Annotated in this window: 14 protein-coding genes and 1 pseudogene; 9 read left to right on the plus strand and 6 right to left on the minus strand. The window is 73.0% G+C overall.

Translation table 11 applies throughout. The annotated features are described in order from the left end of the window. Positions 1–91 precede the first annotated feature (91 nt). Genes ACGFYU_RS19025 through ACGFYU_RS19035 form a run of 3 tightly spaced genes read left to right on the plus strand, consistent with a single transcriptional unit; the run spans position 92 to position 2,855 of the window. Complete coding sequence (locus ACGFYU_RS19025; protein WP_393828439.1) at positions 92–1,351, plus strand: histidine kinase; 1,260 nt, start codon at positions 92–94, stop codon at positions 1,349–1,351. Continuing rightward, a complete protein-coding gene (locus tag ACGFYU_RS19030) occupies positions 1,339–1,995 on the plus strand; it encodes a response regulator (RefSeq protein WP_393828440.1) in 657 nt (218 codons plus the stop codon). Before ACGFYU_RS19025 ends, ACGFYU_RS19030 begins: the two co-directional genes overlap by 13 nt. Beyond that, on the plus strand, positions 1,992–2,855 hold the full coding sequence (locus ACGFYU_RS19035; RefSeq protein ID WP_393828441.1) for a hypothetical protein: 864 nt from the start codon (positions 1,992–1,994) through the stop codon (positions 2,853–2,855). The genes ACGFYU_RS19030 and ACGFYU_RS19035 overlap by 4 nt, the downstream gene beginning before the upstream one ends. Here ACGFYU_RS19035 and ACGFYU_RS19040 read toward each other — a convergent pair. Then, on the minus strand, positions 2,835–3,266 hold the full coding sequence (locus tag ACGFYU_RS19040; RefSeq protein ID WP_393828442.1) for a VOC family protein: 432 nt from the start codon (positions 3,264–3,266) through the stop codon (positions 2,835–2,837). The two genes, ACGFYU_RS19035 and ACGFYU_RS19040, sit on opposite strands and share 21 nt — an antisense overlap. Before the next feature lie 368 nt (positions 3,267–3,634). Here ACGFYU_RS19040 and rsgA point away from each other — a divergent pair, with 368 nt between their 5' ends. Then, the gene (gene rsgA, locus ACGFYU_RS19045) at positions 3,635–4,756 is read left to right on the plus strand and encodes a ribosome small subunit-dependent GTPase A (RefSeq protein ID WP_393828443.1); all 1,122 of its coding nucleotides are present in this window, start codon (positions 3,635–3,637) and stop codon (positions 4,754–4,756) included. A 181-nt stretch (positions 4,757–4,937) separates the two neighbouring features. Here rsgA and ACGFYU_RS19050 read toward each other — a convergent pair whose 3' ends face one another. After that, a complete protein-coding gene (locus ACGFYU_RS19050) occupies positions 4,938–5,423 on the minus strand; it encodes a DUF456 domain-containing protein (RefSeq protein WP_393828471.1) in 486 nt (161 codons plus the stop codon). Positions 5,424–5,453: 30 nt separating this feature from the next. Beyond that, positions 5,454–6,431, minus strand: coding sequence for a helix-turn-helix domain-containing protein (locus ACGFYU_RS19055; protein WP_393828472.1), 978 nt, complete (start codon positions 6,429–6,431; stop codon positions 5,454–5,456). A 199-nt stretch (positions 6,432–6,630) separates the two neighbouring features. On the opposite strand from ACGFYU_RS19055, the gene ACGFYU_RS19060 reads away from it, so the two are divergent. Together ACGFYU_RS19060 and ACGFYU_RS19065 are read left to right on the plus strand one after the other, a co-directional pair. Continuing rightward, complete coding sequence (locus tag ACGFYU_RS19060) at positions 6,631–10,407, plus strand: S8 family serine peptidase (RefSeq protein ID WP_393828444.1); 3,777 nt, start codon at positions 6,631–6,633, stop codon at positions 10,405–10,407. A gap of 102 nt (positions 10,408–10,509) precedes the next feature. Continuing rightward, complete coding sequence (locus tag ACGFYU_RS19065) at positions 10,510–12,324, plus strand: protein phosphatase 2C domain-containing protein (protein ID WP_393828445.1); 1,815 nt, start codon at positions 10,510–10,512, stop codon at positions 12,322–12,324. A gap of 137 nt (positions 12,325–12,461) precedes the next feature. On the opposite strand, the gene ACGFYU_RS19070 is transcribed toward ACGFYU_RS19065, so the two are convergent. After that, on the minus strand, positions 12,462–12,611 hold the full coding sequence (locus ACGFYU_RS19070) for an Arc family DNA-binding protein (protein ID WP_393828446.1): 150 nt from the start codon (positions 12,609–12,611) through the stop codon (positions 12,462–12,464). 28 nt (positions 12,612–12,639) lie between these two features. Between ACGFYU_RS19070 and ACGFYU_RS19075 the strand changes: the two genes are divergently transcribed. The 3 genes and pseudogenes from ACGFYU_RS19075 to ACGFYU_RS19085 all read left to right on the plus strand — a co-directional run bounded on the left by ACGFYU_RS19075 (position 12,640) and on the right by ACGFYU_RS19085 (position 14,974). Further along, positions 12,640–13,794: an RNA-guided endonuclease InsQ/TnpB family protein gene (locus ACGFYU_RS19075; protein ID WP_393828447.1), complete on the plus strand. Its 1,155-nt coding sequence runs from the start codon at positions 12,640–12,642 to the stop codon at positions 13,792–13,794. A gap of 157 nt (positions 13,795–13,951) precedes the next feature. Beyond that, positions 13,952–14,425: pseudogene (locus ACGFYU_RS19080) on the plus strand (thiamine pyrophosphate-dependent enzyme); the annotation flags it as partial. 132 nt (positions 14,426–14,557) lie between these two features. Continuing rightward, positions 14,558–14,974 carry an ATP-binding protein gene (locus ACGFYU_RS19085; RefSeq protein ID WP_393828448.1) on the plus strand — a complete coding sequence of 139 codons (417 nt, stop codon included), beginning with the start codon at positions 14,558–14,560 and terminating at the stop codon, positions 14,972–14,974. Positions 14,975–15,012: 38 nt separating this feature from the next. On the opposite strand, the gene ACGFYU_RS19090 is transcribed toward ACGFYU_RS19085, so the two are convergent. Together ACGFYU_RS19090 and ACGFYU_RS19095 are read right to left on the minus strand one after the other, a co-directional pair. Continuing rightward, positions 15,013–16,071, minus strand: a complete 1,059-nt coding sequence (locus ACGFYU_RS19090) for a DUF2637 domain-containing protein (protein WP_393828449.1) — start codon at positions 16,069–16,071, stop codon at positions 15,013–15,015. A 198-nt stretch (positions 16,072–16,269) separates the two neighbouring features. Further along, positions 16,270–17,133: a (2Fe-2S)-binding protein gene (locus tag ACGFYU_RS19095; RefSeq protein WP_393828450.1), complete on the minus strand. Its 864-nt coding sequence runs from the start codon at positions 17,131–17,133 to the stop codon at positions 16,270–16,272. Positions 17,134–17,192: the final 59 nt, after the last annotated feature.

Below are 17,192 nucleotides of genomic sequence, written 5' to 3' on the forward strand. Positions count from 1 at the left end.
CTCTGTCCGAACCGGGGGTGGTGCCAGCTACACCCCCGGGCTGGCACCAGCGTGATGGCAGGCCCCTGATCAGTGCGATTACCGTACGGGCATGGCAACTTCCGGCCCGCTGCGGCGTACTTACACCTGGATCGCGGGCCACGCGCCGTGGTCGGCGTGGGCCTGGCGCCACACGGCCTTCACGGTGGCCGCGATCCCACCCGCCCTCCCCACCCTCCTCGGCCTCACCTACGTGGCCCTGGAGCCCGGCCGCAGCGTGGTCCCGCTGCTCCTGATCCTGCTGCTGTCCCCCCTGCTCACCCTGCTCCAGCGCAGCCGGTTCTGGTCCCTCCTCGGCCTCGACGTCCCGGCGGTCGTACGGGAGAGACCCTGGTCGAGCCCGCGCGGGCTGGCCGATCGGCTGCGCTCCGAGGCGACCTGGCGGCAGTACGGCTACCACCTCCTCGTCAGCCCGCTCGCCGCCACCGCCGGCGCAGCCGTGGTTCTTGCGTGGGCCCTCGGCGCGGCCGCCGCCGGTGTCTACGGCTGGTTCTGGATCCTGCCCGAGGACACCCGTACGCCCGGCTGGACCGGCTCCTACGACCTCATCACCGCCGGCGGCGTCCTGCTGATCCTGGCCGCGCCCTGGCTCGCCGCGGCCTGCACCCGCCTGGACGCCTTCGCCGCGGCCGCCCTCCTCGGCCCGAACCGGGCCCGCGAGCTGGAGCGGCGCGTCGAGGACCTGGCGGAGAGCCGGGCCGGCGTGCTGGACGCCGCCGACCTCGAACGCCGCCGGATCGAGCGGGACTTGCACGACGGGGCACAGCAACGACTGGTGGCTCTCGCCATGAACCTCGGGATCGCCCGCGCCACCCTGCCCGACCTGCCGCCCGAGGCCAAGGCCGTCATCGACGAGGCCCACCGGGAGGCCAAGGAGGCGATCGAGGAGCTGAACAGCCTCGTCCGGGGCCTGCACCCGGCCGTGTTGGAGGACCGCGGCCTGGACGCGGCTCTCTCCGGCATCGCCGCCCGCGCCCCCTTCCCCGTAGAGCTGACCGTGGACCTGGCGTCCCGGCCGGGGGCCACCGTGGAGGCCGTCGCCTACTTCGTGGTCTCCGAGGCCCTGGCCAATGTGGCCAAGCACGCCCGGGCGGAGCACTGTTCGGTACGCCTCGTACGAACGGCGGGCCGCCGGGGGGACGTACTGACCGTCACCGTCACCGACGACGGGGTGGGCGGAGCCGACCCGGGGCGCGGCACCGGTCTGGTGGGCCTGCGCAAACGCGTAGGGTCGGTGGACGGAACCATCATGATCAGCAGCCCTCCCGGGGGCCCGACCGTCATCACCGTGGAGCTGCCGTGCGCGCTGTGATCGCCGAGGACTCCGTCCTGCTGCGCATAGGACTCGTCAAAGTCCTCGAAATGGCCGGATTCGAGGTGGCCGCCGAGACGGGCGACGCCGAGGCCCTCCTCGCCGCGGTGGAGGAACACCGCCCCGAACTCGCCCTCGTGGACGTACGGATGCCACCCGGCTTCACCGACGAAGGTGTACGGGCGGCCCTGATGATCCGCCGGCAGAGTCCGGACACCGCGGTGTTGCTGCTCTCCCAGTACGTGGAGGAGCGGTACGCGGCCGACCTCCTGGCCGCCCAGAGCGGCGCGGGCATCGGCTACCTGCTCAAACAACGGGTCGCCGACGTCGAGGACTTCATCGACGCCCTGCGACGCGTGGCCTCCGGCGGTACCGCGCTCGACCCGCAGGTCGTCGCCCAGCTCCTGCTGCGCCGCGGCGGCGGCCCGGACCCCCTCGAACGCCTCACCCCGCGCGAACGCGAGGTACTGGCCCTGATGGCCGAGGGCCGCTCCAACGCCGGGATCGCCGCCGAACTCGTGGTGAGCGAGAGCGCGGTGGCGAAACACATCAACAGCATCTTCGGCAAGCTCGACCTGCCCCCGGCCGACGGAGACCACCGCCGGGTCCTCGCGGTGCTGCGCTTCCTGGACGGCACACCGTGACGGCAGCCGCCCCGGCCGCGCGGGCCCGCCCGCGGCAGCGGACGGCGTGGATCACGGCGGCGATCCTGAGCGCTCTCCTCGTCGTGGCACCGGCCGCCTGGCAGACGTGGTCGTACGCGAACTCCCAGAGCCGCGTCGTGACCGGCGGCAGCGACGGCCGCCCGGTGACCGCGCTGGAGATCGTGGCCGGCGGCGCGGACGTGGTCGTCACCCCGCGCGCCGACCAGGAGGTCGGCTACCGCGCCGAGTTGAGCTGGTCGCTGAAGGCGCCCGTCATCGAGGAGAGCCGGCTCGGCGACACCCTGAGAGTGACCCCGCACTGCCCCGGCGAGGGCAGCTGGCTGACCGCGGGGGCCGGCTGCTCGGTCCAGCTGTGGGTCACCGTGCCCGTCGGCATCCCGGTGAAGGTGACGGCCGGATCGGGCCAGGTCTACCTCAGCGGCCTCGGCGGCGCCGTCGACGCTGACATCGGCTCCGGCCGGATCAACCTCACGGCGGTGCGCGGACCCCTCCGCGCCAGGATCGGCTCGGGCAGCCTCGTGGCCACCGGCCTCACCTCCGCCGAGGCCGACATCCGCGTCGGCTCCGGCCGGGCCGCCGCGACCTTCCTGACCCCGCCGGACCACGTCACCGCCCGGGCCGACTCGGGCCGCGTGGCCCTCACCGTCCCGGCGGCCACCCGCTTCCGCGTCACCTGCGAGGCGACCGGCGGCCGCTGCGAGGTCCCGCCCGGCCTCCACGACCCGACCTCCCCCCGCACCCTGGACATGCGGGCGGCCTTCGGCCGCGCCAACGCCTCGTACGCGGAGCGCTTCCAGACCCGGGGACCGGACCGGGCGTCAGCGTTCCGACAGTTCTGACGGGGCCTCCTGGACCACCCAGCCGTTGCCGTCCGGGTCCTCGAAGGTGAGGAAGGAGTTCCAGGTCTGGCCCTTGCCGTCTTCCCAGCCCGCGTCGCCGAGGTGGCGGACCGGGGAGGCCGGCACGCCCCGGGCCACCAGCTCCTCGCGGGCCGCCTCGATGTCCGTGACGCAGAGCTGGAGGCCGTGCAGGGTGCCCGGGGCCATCCTCTTCGCGCCGGGCACCGGGGGCAGGCCCTTTTCCAGCGCGATCGAACAGCGGGAGCCGGGCGGGGTCAGCTGGAGGATGCGGACGCCGGGGGCGACTTCGTCGTCCAGGTCGACCTCGAAGCCGACCTTGTCGGCGTAGAACTCCTTCGCCCGGTCCATGTCGGTGACAGGGACCAGAACGACTTCGAGCGTCCAGTTCACGGCAGGTCTCCTCGGAAACGCGAAACGCGCGGGGCGGGCAGGGCGGGCAGGGCGGGCAGGTCCACGGTCGCCCAGGAGGGGCCGCCGCGCACGCCGAAACGCCCGTCGGACGGCACGTGACGGAAAAACAATTGGCCCCGGCGCGAGGGATCTTGTTACGGTGGATCCGTTCCCGCCGATCGGCCGGAGAACGTCGGCACGTGCATGACCAGGAGGTGAGTTCATTGATGACTGTCGCTGCGCAGGGCGCTGCCCGCACTCAGAAGACCATCAATGTCACTTCCGTGGTCTCCGGCTGACCTCACACCTCTCCGCGCGCCGCCCAGCGAGCGCGCCGGCTGCCGGGGCCACCCTGTGAAGGGTTCCCCTTGTCTTACACCTCGTCTTACTCCTCTTCCTTCCCGCAGGCCCCGCTCTCGCACGCCCTCACCCCCTACGGCTGGGACGACGCGTGGGCGGCCGAGTTCACCCCGTACGCCGAGCAGGGCCTGGTGCCCGGCCGGGTCGTACGCGTCGACCGCGGTCAGTGCGACGTCATGACCGCGGACGGCATCGTCCGCGCCGACACCGCCTTCGTCACCCCGCACGATCCGCTCCGGGTCATCTGCACCGGCGACTGGGCGGCCGTGGAGGCGTCCGGAAACCCGCGCTACGTGAAGGCGTACCTGCCGCGCCGGACCGCCTTCGTACGGTCCACCTCCTCGCAGCGGTCCGAGGGACAGATCCTCGCCGCCAACGTCGACCACGCGATCATCGCCGTCTCCCTCGCCGTCGAGCTGGACCTGGGGCGCATCGAGCGCTTCCTGGCCCTGGCGTGGGAATCGGGGGCCCAGCCGCTGGTCGTCCTCACCAAGGCGGACCTGGTCCCGGACCCGGCGACGCTGGGCCACCTGGTCCAGGACGTGGAGACCACCGCCCCGGGGGTCCAGGTCCTCACCGTCTCCTCCCTCACCGGGGAAGGCACGGACATCCTCGCCGCCGTCGTCGGGGGCGGTACGAGCGTGCTGCTCGGCATCTCGGGCGCCGGGAAGTCCACGCTGGCCAACACGCTGCTCGGGGTCGACGTCATGGAGGTCCAGGAGGCCCGCGAGGTCGACGGCAAGGGCCGCCACACCACGACCACCCGCAACCTGCTCGCCCTGCCGGGCGGCGGCGTCCTCATCGACACCCCCGGGCTGCGGGGCGTGGGGCTCTGGGACGCCGAGGCCGGGGTCGGCCAGGTCTTCTCGGAGATCGAGGAGTACGCGGAGCGGTGCCGCTTCCACGACTGCGCGCACGTGGCGGAGCCGGGGTGCGCGGTGCTGGCCGCGGTGGAGTCCGGGGCGTTCCCGGAGCGCCGACTGGACAGCTACCGCAAACTCCTGCGGGAGAACCAGCGGATCGTGGCGAAGACCGACGCGAGGCTCCGGTCGGAGATCCGGCGCGACTGGCGGCTCAAGTCGGCGGAGGGCCGAGCCAATTACGCCGCCAAGCGCAACGGCCGGGCCTGACCCCGAGAGCGGGCTCCCCCCGCTTCCCGGGGCTCCGCCACCGGCGGTGCCGCACGTGCCGGTGCGGCACCGCTGCCGGGGGCTCCGCCCCCGGACCCCCGCGCCTCAATCGCCGGCGGGGCTGGATTCGGCTGCCGCCGTCCGCGACCCCCGGGGGGTCAGACCCCCGGGGGTCTGACGGTCAGACCCCCGCCACCACCGACCCCAGCCACGCCCCCACCACCAGCAGGCATGCGAGCAGCTCCACCAGCACGCTCGTCCCCACCGCCCGCATCACCGCCCGGACCGAGGCCCACGCCTCGCCGTGCGTCCCCAGCCGGAGCCGCTCGCACAGGTAGATGCCGCCCATGAAGCCCGGGACCGCCCCCAGCACCGGGACCAGTACGAAACCCAGCACCGCCCCGGCGCCCGCGAACACCGCCATCCGGCGGGTGACCCCCACCCCCCGCAGCCGCCGGGGCGGGAGCTGCCACTTCACCACCTGCACCACCAGCAACAAGGCCGTCGCCGCGACCAGCAGGGACCACGCCGGCGCCGACCGCTCGTGCAGCGCCCACCACATCAGCCCCGCCCACACCAGCCAGGTGCCCGGCACACCCGGGACCAGCACCCCGACCACCCCGAGCAGCAGCACCAGCCCCACCAGGAGCAGCTGAGGCAGATCCATCTGCATCTGTTCAGCCTGACCGACCAGGGCTTATCGGGCCACCCAGCCCCGCTCGTACGCGTGCCAGCCCAGCTGGAGCCGCGTCGTGACCCCGGAGAGCTCCATCATCCCCTTCACCCGCCGCTGCACGGTCCGCAAGCCCAGCTCCAGGTGCTTCGCCACGCTCGCGTCCGTCATCCCCGCCAGCAGCAGCGTCAGGATCTCCAGGTCCGTGGCGTCCGGGCCGCCGTCGGACTCCTCCGGCGCGCCCGTCGCACCCAGCCGCAGCGGCAGCGACTCCCGCCACACCGCCTCGAACAGGGCCATCAGGGACTCCAGCAGCCCCGACGCGTGCACCACCAGCGCCGCCGGCTCCGCGCCGCGCTTCGTCAGCGGGACCATGGCGAGGGTCCGGTCCGCGATCACCAGCTTCGTCGGGACCTCGCCCGTCACCCGGACCCGTTCGCCCCGGGCCAGCGCCGTCGTCGCCTCCCGGATGCCGCTCGGCCCGGCCAGCACCTCCCGCTCGATCACCACCCGGTAGTCCACGCCCCGTACGGCGGCCCGGTCCTCCGCCTCGTTGTCCGTACCCGTCACCACCTGCGGGCGGCCGCTGACCAGCGCGCACACCTCCTCCACCGCGCCCAGCTGGAGCTGGTGGAAACGGTGCGCCACCGCGCTCGCGCCCGTCACCACCTCCACCAGGTCGTGCACGGCCGGCTCGGCCGCCTCAGCCCGGTACTCCTCCGCCAGCAGCGCCGCCGCCAGCTCGGCCTGCTCCAGCTCGTGTCGCTGCTGGGTGAGCAGGGCCCCGAGCGCGACCCCCGGCGGCGCCGCCACCCAGCGTCCCGGCCGGGCCGAGGACTGCGCGGCCAGCCCCTGCCGCTCCAGATGCCGCAGCGCCCGCTCCGTCTGCGGCACGGGCAGCGTCAGCCGGTGCGCGAGGTCGGGCACCTCCGCGGCCCCCAACGCCACCAGAGCCCGGTACGCCGACTCCTGGCCCTCGTCCAGACCTATCGCACCCAGCAACGCGCCCACCCGCCCTTGTCGCAGCTCCTGGCGGGAAGCGGCCACGGCGCAAACCCGCCGCGGACATCATCGCCGCACCCCCCGCCTCTCTGTAAAGGTCATGCCACCGCAGCACCAACATCCGCCGGTCAGAAGCCACTTGCGCGGCAGCTTTGCCATGCAATGCAGCAAGTTGGCCGGAATTCACCTGGGGAGAGCGATGCGCCCGATATCGCGTACGGCACTGGGAACGGCCACCGCCGCCGTCCTGGCCGTCACCGCCGTGGGCCCGTCCACGGCACAGCCGAACGGCGGAACGCCGGACAAGAGACCCGTCGTCGGGAGCGCGGCGGCCGCACAGCAGCCCACCGCCCCCGTCACCGTGACCCTGGTCACCGGAGACCGGATCCTGGTCTCCACCGACGCCGCCGGCCGCACCGCGGCCACCGCCATGCCGCGGCCGGACGGCTCGCAGCCCATCGTGCAGACCCGCCAGAACGGCAAGGACCTGTACGTCTACCCGGAGAGCGCGATCAAGGCGCTCGCCGCCGGCAAGGCCGACCACGAACTCTTCAACGTCACCGGCCTCATCCGGCAGGGCTACGACGACGCCCACACCAACAAGCTCCCCCTGATCGCGGTCTACGACGGCTCCGTCAGCGTGGCGCGCAGCGCCCCGCCCGCACCCCGCGGCGCCGACCGCTCCCTCGTCCTCGGCTCCATCGACGGCGTCGCGCTCGCCGCCGACAAGGAGCAGGCCGCCGCCTTCTGGGCCGATGTCACCGCCGACGCCTCCGGTACGGACGCCCGCGCGCGCTCCGCATCCGGCGGGCTGAAGAAGCTGTGGCTGGACGGCAAGGTCCGGGCGAACCTGGAGCGCTCCACCAAGCAGGTGAACGCCACCGCCGCCTGGGCCGCCGGCTACGACGGCAAGGGCACCAAGGTCGCCGTCCTCGACACCGGCACCGACCTGGAACACCCCGACCTCAAGGGCCGCGTCGCCCAGTCGAAGAACTTCACCGACTCCGACACCGACGCCGACCGGCAGGGCCACGGCACCCACACCATCTCCACCGTCGGCGGCTCAGGAGCCGAGAGCGGCGGCACCAAGAAGGGCGTGGCCCCGGGCGCCGAGCTGCTCAGCGGCAAGGTACTCAACGACGCGGGCTACGGCCTGGACTCGTGGATCATCGCCGGTATGGAGTGGGCCGTCGAGAGCAAGGCCGACGTGGTCTCCATGAGCCTCGGCGACCCCTCCCAGACCGCCTGCGACGACCCGCTCGCCGCGGCCGCCGAGCGGCTCTCGCAGCGGGGACCGCTCTTCGTGATCGCCGCCGGCAACTCCGGGCCGGGCAACAACACCGTCTCCTCGCCCGGTTGCGCGCCCAGTGTGCTGACCGTCGGCGCCGTCGACCGCGACGACACCACGGCCGTCTTCTCCAGCCGCGGCCCCGCCGGGCTCGGGCACACCCTCAAGCCCGAGATCGCCGCCCCCGGCGTCGGCATCTCGGCCGCCGCCCTGGGCGGCCGCGGGGTGTACGCCTACCAGTCCATGTCCGGCACCTCGATGGCCACCCCGCACGTCGCGGGCGCCGCCGCCATCGTCAAGCAGCGCCACCCCGACTGGACGGCCCAGCAGGTCAAGGCCGCCCTCGTCGGATCCGCCAATACCGCCGTTCCCGGGGACGTACGGGAGACCGGCGGCGGCCGCCTCGACGTGAAGGCCGCCGTCGACGCCACCATCACCGGCGCCCCCGCCGTACAGGGCGGCGCGTACAACTGGCCGCAGGACCGCAGCGACCGTACGAGCGTCGAGGTCCCGTACACCAACACCGGCACCGGGCCCGTCACCCTGAACCTCGCCGTCGAGAAGGTCACCGGCAACGACGGCTCCGCCGTCCGCGGCCAGGTCGCCCGCCTCGACAGGCGCACGGTCACCGTCCCGGCCGGCGCCACCGTCAAGGTGCCGCTCGCCCTCGACCCCGCCGCGAAGCTGGAGCGCTCCCAGTACGGGGACGTCACCGGCCGCGTCGTCGCCACCGCCGCCGGAGTGCGCGTCTCCACCCCCTTCTCCCTCTACGTGGAACCGGAGACGGTGACCCTGCGCGTCAAGCTCCTCGACCGCTCGGGCAAGCCGGCCGCAGGACCGTCCTCCCTGGACGTGATCGGCACCGACGACGCCACCGGCGAGCGCCGCTTCAACGAGGGCTCCGCCGACCAGGTCTACCGGGTCCGCCCCGGCTCCTACTTCCTCTCCGCCTTCGTCGGCACCCCCGACGCGGGCGAGGGCGCCGAGCTCATCGACTCCATGACCTACCTCGGCCGGCCCCAGATCGAGGTGAAGAAGGACACCACCGTCGTGCTGGACGCCCGCAAGGCGGCCCGGCTCTCCATCGCCGCGGACAAGCCCACCGAGGCCCGCAGCACCACCCTCTCCTTCGCCCGCGGCTGGGGTGACGTGTGGCTGCACGCGGGCACGGCCATGGGCGGCCGCACCATCCGCGGCTACTACGCCTCGATCGAAGGCCGGCCCAAGGAGGGCGAGTTCGAGTTCGGCAGCTACTGGCGGGCCGGCGCGCCCCTGATTTCCGAGCTGAAGGCCACCGGCGGCCCGGTGCTGCACCCGATCACCGCCTCCACCGGCAGCGACAACCTCGACGGAACCGGCAGCGCACCGCTCGTCGACGCGGGCACCGGCACCCCCGAGGAGCTGGCCGCGGCCGGCGCCCAGGGCGCCGTCGTCCTGGTGAAGGCGGCCGGCGGATCCCTGTACGAGACCGCGAACAACGCGCGGGCCGCCGGTGCCAAGGCCGTGCTCGCCCACCGCGACGCCCCCGGCCGCTGGGTCGGATTCACCGGATACGGCGGCGGCGCCGTCCCCGCCCTGACCATCGAGTCCGGCGAGGCGCAGGCGCTGTTGGCGAAGCTCGCCGCGGGCAAGGTCACGCTGAACTGGAAGGGCAGCGCGAAGAGCCCGTACGTCTACAACCTGGCGCAGATCGAGAAGGGTTCGGTCCACGGGGACCGCACCTACCGGGTGCGCGACCGCGACCTCGGCGCCGTCGAGTCGACCTACCGCTCCATGGGCGTGGCCGCGCAGTACCCCGACCTCGTCGGGGCCTACCGGCCGCTGGGCCACGCGGTGTTCTTCGGCAGCCTGGAGACTGTCGCGGTCCCCGCCACGCGGACCGAGTACTACTCGGCCGGGGACACCGCCTGGGACCACCTGGTCTCCAGCAGCTTCCCGTGGGGCGAGTTCATGACCGACCAGCACCGCACCTACACCAAGGGCGGCAAGCGCGGCGAGAGCTGGTACGACGGGGTCGTCGGCCCGGTCGCGCCGCGCGACTCGGCGGGGCGGCCGGTGCTGGCCGCCGAACGGCAGGGCAACCTGATCGGCTTCGCGAGCGCCATGTGGGGCGACAGCGGGCACTACGCGCAGCCGGGCGGCTTCGGCGACGTCGGCAACCTGGTGCTCAAGCGGAACGGTGAGCAGATCGGCGACAGCTGGTACCCGTCCGGGGTCTTCGAGGTCCCGGCCGAGGAGTCCACGTACGAACTCACCCAGCTGATCGAGAAGTTCGGCGCCCCGGCGCGGGTCTGGCAGCGCTCCCAGGCGGTGCGGACCAGTTGGACCTTCCGCTCGAAGCTGGACGCCTCGCGGTACTCGCAGGCCCTGCCGGTCCTCTTCCCGTCGCTCTCCCTCCCGGAGGACGGCATGAAGACCCTCGCCGCGGCGAACGGCCAGACCATCGGGCTGGGCGTCACCGGGCACGCGGGCTACGCGCCGGGCGCGCTCACGTCGGCGAAGCTGTCCTACTCCTACGACGGTGAGAACTGGACGGCGGCGCGGGTGAGCGAGCGCGGCGGTCAGTGGACCGCGGTCGTGGACCACGCCGGGGCCTCCGGCAAGCCGGTGTCGCTGAAGGTCGAACTGACCGACGCGAACGGCGCCATGGTCACCCAGACGGTCGCGCGGGCGTACGACGTCCGCTGATTCGTCCGGGTTGTGGGGGAGGGGTCCACCGGGCGGCGGCCCGGTGGACCCTTTTCGTGCATTCGACGTTTTCCGGCCGTGCGGGAGGCCCAGAATGGGGACATGAGTCAGCAGGGCGCGGGCGCCGACGACTGGTGGCAGAAGCTCTACGAGGACCCCGACGCGGGTCCGGAACCCGACCCGGGGGACACCCTGGACCACCGGTTCCGCTCGGCGTCGGTCCTGACCACGGACCCGACCGCCGTGCCGGGGCCGCATACGGCAGCCCCCGCCGAGCCCCCACCGCCCCCGTCCTGGCCGGCTCCCGCCGTGCCGGGGCCGGATGCGGCCGAGCCTGCCGGGGTCCGGGACCCCGCCGCGCCACCGCCACGTCCTACCGGACCCCCGGGCCCCGCCGTGCCGGGGCCGTACGCGGCGGGGCTCGCCGAGGCGCGGGACTCCGCCGTGCCACCGCCGTCTCCGACGGGGGCCGCCGGATTCCCGGACCCCGCCGTGCCGGGGCCGTACGCGGCAGGGCCCGCCGGGCCGCCGGACCCCGTTGTGCCACCACAGGCCCCGGCGCGGCCCCCGGAGCCGCCGCAGGCGGCTCTGCCGACGCCTCGGCCGGAGCCCCTGGTGCCGCGGGAGGCCGGCCTGCCCGCGCGGCCGGCGCCTCCGGACGCGGCACGTCCGGAAGTCCCCCCGGCTCCGTCGGTGCCGGCGCCCCCGTCGGCGCCGCCGTGGGGAGACGATCCGCCCGCGCCGCCGCAGGGGCTGGTGCCGGGGCCGCGGACGGCTCCGGATCCGGGGGTTTCCGCGGCGCCGCCACCGCGTGACCCGCGGGCCGGGGGCGCCACCGGGTACGCGCTCGGGGACGTGGACGTGCCTCCGGCGGAGCCGGCCGGGCCGCGGGCCTGGCGGTGGGAGGCGCCGCACGAGGAGGACCTGACCCAGCAGCTGCCGGCCCCAGCCCCGGCACCGGCCCCGGCCCCGGCACCGGCCCCGGCCCCGGTCCCCGTACCGGAACCCGCGGCGCCGGAGCGGCGCCCCGAGGTGAGCCACCTCGGCGACCGGGCGCCCACCTACGCCGCCGAACCCGGCGCGCTGCCCGCCGCCGACCCGGCCGCCCTTGACGGCCTGACCCCCGACACCGTCCTGGAGGGCGCCCGCTACGGCACCTACACCCTGCGCGCCGCCTCCCTGCGCGGGGACTCCGCCCGCTTCCGCGGCGAGGCCCGCCGGGACTTCCTGCTCACCGCCCGCTTCGGCAGCGGCGACGGCGCGCTGGTCCTCGTCGCCCTCGCCGGCGGGGACCGGGCCGCCCCCGGCGCCGCCGCGGCCGCCGCCGAGCTGTGCCACACCGTCGCCGCGGCCGTCGGGCGCAGCCAGGAGCGGCTGGCCGAGGACATCCTGGCCGGGCGCCGCGACGCCCTGCGCTCCGGGCTCCAGCGCCTCACCGACCGCGGCTACGGCCGGCTGCGGGTCCGCGCCGCCGAGCTCGGCCTCGCCGAGGAGTCGTACACCGCCGGACTGCGCGGGCTGCTGCTCCCGGTGGACCCGCGCTGCCGGACCCGGGTGACCTTCGGCGCGGGCGCGGGCGGCCTGTTCCGGCTCCGCGGCGGCCACTGGGAGGACCTGGAGCCCTCCCCTCCGGCAGCGCCACCCGGACCGCCCGAATCGGCCGAGCCGCCCGCCGAGGGCACCGCCTTCCGCTTCCGCGCCTCCGTGGCCCGCCCCGGCGACACCCTGCTGCTCTGCTCCGGCGGCCTCGCGGACCCCATGCGCGAGGAGGGCCTGCTCCCGGCCGAGCTCGCGGCCCGCTGGTCCGAGGCCGAACCGCCCGGCCTGGCGGCGTTCCTCGCGGACACCCAGCTCCGCCTCAAGGGGTACGCGGACGACCGGACGGCCGCAGCGGTTTGGGAGGGCCGGGAGGCGTAACCGCGCGGAACGTGCATGGATGGAAGGCGCACCCGGCAGAGCCGAACCGGAAAGGGCGCCCCCTCCATGGCCAAGCAGAACGTGGCGGAGCAGTTCGTGGACATTCCCCGCGTAGAGGCAGGGAAGGTGAATCACCGTCAGGGCGATTCGTCGTCTTCTCCCACTGAGATGAGGGCGGCCTCAAGTAGGTGCACGATCTCAGAGTTGAGGGACCGCCGGTCCTTCTCCGCCTGGGCGGTCAGCCGGGCGTGAACGTCATCGGGAAGGCGTAGAGTCAACTGAACCATGACACCATCATAGGCTCACTCTGGTACCGTGATCGTCGTGAGGCTCAGGTACCAGTTTCGCGTGTATCCGAGCGCCCCGCAGAGGATTGAGCTGGCGAAGGCGTTCGGGTGCGCCCGCGTAGTGTGGAATGACGCGCTGCGTATCCGTCGGGACGCCTACGAACAGGGCAAGCCGCTCCTGTCGATCGTCGCCCTGGCCAAACAGGTCATAACCGAGGCCAAGAAGACCCCGGAGCGCGCGTGGCTCGGCGAAGTCTCGGCAGTCGTACTCCAATCATCCCTTCGTGACCTGCAAACCGCGTTCGGCAACTTCTTCGCTTCGATGAAGGGAACCCGCAAGGGCCCGAAGGTCGGACCTCCCCGATTCAAGAAGAAGACCGGCCGCCAAGCGGTCAGGTTCACCAAGGCCGCCCGCTTCTCCGTTGCCGAGGACGGCAGGCTCCGACTCCCGAAGATCGGTGACGTACATGTCCGCTGGTCCAGGGATCTGCCCTCTGCCCCGTCATCCGTGACGATCGTGAAGGACCCGGCAGGCCGGTACTTCGCCTCGTTCGTCGTAGAGACCGAGGACAAGCTGCTTGCCGAGCTGGACGCGGAGGAGACCGACACCGGCATCGACCTGGGTCTGTCCACCTACGCTGTGCTGCGGGGGCGGAAGATCGCATCCCCGAAGTTCTTCCGGCGTCAGGAGAAGAAGCTTCGCCGGGCCCAGCGCAAGCTCAGCCGGTGTACCAAGGGCAGCAACAACCGGCGCAAAGCGAAGCTGGCCGTAGCGAAGATCCATGCTCGCATCGCCGACAGGCGGCGCGACTTCATCGAGCAGGAAACCACCCGGGTGACACGTGAGAGCCAAGCGGTCTACCTGGAGGACCTGAACGTGAAGGGCATGGCCAAGACTTACGGCAAGTCCCTGCATGACCAGTCCTTGGGCATGTTCTCCCGCACTCTCGAAGCGAAGTGCACCAGGTACGGGCGGACCTTCGTCAAGGTCGACCGCTTCTTCCCATCCACCCAGTTGTGCTCGCACTGCGGTGCATTGTCCGGTCCGAAGGGGCAGAAGGGGCTCAAGATCCGAGCCTGGACGTGTGACTGCGGCGCCCGACATGACCGGGACCGGAATGCCGAGTACAACCTCCGCCTTGAGGGGCGGAGGATCGTGGCGGCCGGGCGGGCCGACACGTAAAACGCCTGTGGAACCCGTGTAAGACCCGGCAAGCCGGGCGGTGGGTGATGAAGCAGGAACCACCCGAAGGCCGCTGCGCAATAGTGGCAGCCAGGCGGGAGTGCCCCTCATCCATGAGGGGGAGACGTCAACTTTCGCCGAACGGCAAGGTGCGTAGTTCACCGACCGCGACCGTCAAGTGGTGTCGATGTCGGGCGACGGCGGTTTCTCGATGCTGATGGGAGATTTCCTCACCCTGGTGCAGTACGATCTGCCCGTCAAAGTGGTCCTCTTCAACAACTCATCCCTCGGAATGGTCGAGTTGGAGATGCTGGTTTCCGGCCTGCCCTCCTACGGGACGACGAACAAGAATCCCGACTTCGCCGCGATCGCCCGCGCGGCGGGTGCGTACGGGGTCCGCGTGGAGAAGCCCAAGCAGCTCACAGGGGCTTTGAAGGATGCTTTCCGGCACAGGGGACCGGCTCTCGTGGACGTGGTCACCGACCCCAACGCCCTGTCGATTCCGCCGAGGATCAGTGCCGAGATGGTGACCGGTTTCGCACTTTCCGCCAGCAAGATCGTGCTGGACGGCGGAGTGGGCCGGATGATCCAGATGGCTCGATCCAACCTCCGCAACGTACCGAGGCCGTGAGCCCGCAGGAGTGCGACACGGTCCGGAGGGCATGCATCCCGTAGACCAGTTCGAGAGTCATGGACGCGGGGGAGGTACATCGCCGTGCGGGTGGGGGCGAAGACCGGGAAGCTGTGGAGAAGAGGGAGGCCGGTGCCGCGTGAGCCTTCCGCCGGCGACCCGGTGGAGATCACGCGGAGCGTACGGCGGGCCGATCTGAAGGCCGTGGGCGAAATCCGCCGGGCCCTGCGGGAGTTGATGCGCCACCGGTGCAAAGTGGACGCCACCGAGGTGGCGGAGCTGCTCATCACCGAACTCGTCACCAACGCCCTCGTCCACACCGAACAGGGCGCGGAGGTGTCCGCCAGCCTCGCCGCCAACCGCTTACGGGTCGAGGTCCGCGACTTCGCCGCCCGGCTGCCCCGGCCGTACGTACCGACCGCCGACGACGGTACGCACGGCAGGGGACTGGTGCTGGTGCAGACGCTCGCCGACGCCTGGGGCGTGGACGCGTGCGCCCCGGGCCGCGGCAAGGTGGTCTGGTTCGAGCTGGACGGAGGGCCCGCCTGAGCAGGCGGGCCCTCCGGGGTGCGCGGGCGGGGAACCGGTCAGCCGAACTGCTGCTCCAGGTCCTTCAGTTTGCGCTCCAGTGAGTCGAGTCGGGGGATGGTCTGGGTGTCGTCCTCGGCGGTGAGGTCCACCGTCCGGGGGCCGGTCACCTCAACGGACTCGGTGCGGGTCACGGCCTGCAGGGAGGGCCTTCGGCGCAGCGGCAGCTGTCCCGATTCCGGTATGGCCGGCTCCGCGCCGACCGGCGCGGAGCCCGCTCCCTGGGTCAGTTCGGGGAGGTCGACCTGGCGGGCGCGGACCCGCCCGAACGCCCGGTGCTGCCGGCCCAGCGCCTTGATGTGCGCGCGGTCCAGGCGGTGCTGCTCCCGCCTGCGGTGCCGGTCGTTCTCCTTCTCCTTCTTGTCCTCGCGTACCTCGTCCACGGCCTCGTCGAGGGTGCGCACCCCCTCCAGCAGCATGAGGGACCAGGCGCCGAAGGTCTCCCGGGGTGCCCGCATCCAGCGGACCATCCGGATCTGCGGCAACGGACGTGGGATCAGGCCCTGTTCGCGCAGCGCCGCCCGGCGGGTCTGCTTGAGGGCGCGGTCGAAGAGGACGGCCGCCGAGAGTGACATCCCGGCGAAGAACTGCGGAGCCCCGTCGTGGCCCATCCCGCGCGGCGCGTGCACCCAGTTGAACCAGGCGGCCGCGCCCGCGAACAGCCAGACCAGCATGCGCGAGCCGAGGGCCGCGTCGCCGTGGCTGGCCTCGCGCACGGCGAGCACCGAGCAGAACATGGCGGCGCCGTCGAGGCCGAAGGGGACCAGGTACTCCCAGCCCCCGGAGAGGTTGAGGTTCTGCCGGCCGAAGCCGACCAGTCCGTGGAAGGAGAGCGCGGCGGCCACCGCCGCGCAGCAGAAGAGCAGGACGTAGGAGGCGGTCCCGTAGACGGCCTCCTTGCGCCGGCGGCGCTCCTCGCTGCGCTCCCAACTGTCGTCGGCCGCGGCCTTCTCGCTCTCGCGCTTGCCCCGGGCCAGTACCGCAACTGCCGCAAGTACGCCCAGGATCAACAGGCTGCCGGGCAGCAGCCAGTCCAGCGATATGTCGGTCAGTCTCATGCGGATGTCCTTGCCTCGCGTCTGCGGCTGTGCGGCTTTCCGGGCGCCATAGTGGCGCAGCCGGTCGGCCGTGCACGCGGGTTTCGGGGCAAGTGGACGCCATCGGGGGGCGGGGCCCGCCGGATAGGGTGTTGTGACTCGAACTGGCGGCCGTACGGGCGGGGTTGGGTTCGATTACTGCCACCCCTGGGGGTGGGTTCAGCCGGCGGCGGCCGCGGTGAGCCGGGCGATGCGGTCCGCGTCGCAGGTGCGGGGGCAGGTGACACAGGTGTCGTCGGGCCGGATCGTGTAGAAGAGGCAGCAACTGGCCCGGTCCCGGGTGGGCAGCTCGGTGCCGTCCGGGCCGGCGAGCGTACGGAATCCCGCGCCGCCCGTGTACGGGGCGGTCGAGCCGGGCAGCAGCGCCTCCAGCCCGGCCATGGCCCGCTGCTCCTCGCCGAGCAGGTGGCCGACGTACCAGAGGCTCTCGACCACCTCGTCGGTCACCATGCCCCACAGGGCGCGGCGGCCGCGCCGCATCCGCGGGCTGAAGCCCTCCAGGACGGGTCCGAGGTGCTGGGCCAGCGCGGCCCGCACCTCCTCGCGCAGCGCCTCCTCGTCGGGCACGACCCGGGCCCCGGGGAGGGCGGCCGCCGGGTCGTCCGGCAGGCAGGCGAATTCCGCGACGTGGACGGCCATCCGGCCCAGCGTCCGGTGGAAGGCCACGTCGGCGGCGGGGAGCCGGGGGACCCGCCGGTGGAGGAACCAGGGGAGGGTGATCAGCAGGCAGGCCGGCCAGGCGTACCGGTGCAGCCCGAAGCTCGCCACCACGTCGGGGCGGGCCCGGCGGCCGTAGTCCCGGAGCACCTGGGCGTCGTCCCAGGCGAGGAAGGTGTCCAGGGCGGCCCCGCCCGCCGCGAGCTCGTCCGCGCCGACCCACCCCACACCGCGAGGGGAGGGCTCGTGCGCGGCCCGCTCGACGACCCGCAGCCCGCGGTACACCTCGGCCAGGCGGGTGTACGCGTCCGCCACCGGAGAGCCGGCCGGGGCGGGGGGAGGGGCCGCGAAGGTCGTGACGGTCATGCGGGACCACCGAATCACACGATCGTTAACAGGTTAGCCTTACCTTACCCGATCTCGGC

Source organism: Streptomyces sp. NPDC048337 (genome assembly GCF_043201175.1).
Taxonomy (GTDB): Bacteria; Actinomycetota; Actinomycetes; order Streptomycetales; family Streptomycetaceae; genus Streptomyces.

What these genes read in the sequence shown, in the direction of transcription:
- ACGFYU_RS19095 (WP_393828450.1), bottom strand. Translation starts at nt 17,133, where the DNA reads ATGACCGTCACGACCTTCGCGGCCCCTCCCCCCGCCCCGGCCGGCTCT.
- ACGFYU_RS19065 (WP_393828445.1), top strand. Translation starts at nt 10,510, where the DNA reads ATGAGTCAGCAGGGCGCGGGCGCCGACGACTGGTGGCAGAAGCTCTAC.
- ACGFYU_RS19090 (WP_393828449.1), bottom strand. Translation starts at nt 16,071, where the DNA reads ATGAGACTGACCGACATATCGCTGGACTGGCTGCTGCCCGGCAGCCTG.
- ACGFYU_RS19070 (WP_393828446.1), bottom strand. Translation starts at nt 12,611, where the DNA reads ATGGTTCAGTTGACTCTACGCCTTCCCGATGACGTTCACGCCCGGCTG.
- ACGFYU_RS19050 (WP_393828471.1), bottom strand. Translation starts at nt 5,423, where the DNA reads ATGGATCTGCCTCAGCTGCTCCTGGTGGGGCTGGTGCTGCTGCTCGGG.
- ACGFYU_RS19060 (WP_393828444.1), top strand. Translation starts at nt 6,631, where the DNA reads ATGCGCCCGATATCGCGTACGGCACTGGGAACGGCCACCGCCGCCGTC.
- ACGFYU_RS19025 (WP_393828439.1), top strand. Translation starts at nt 92, where the DNA reads ATGGCAACTTCCGGCCCGCTGCGGCGTACTTACACCTGGATCGCGGGC.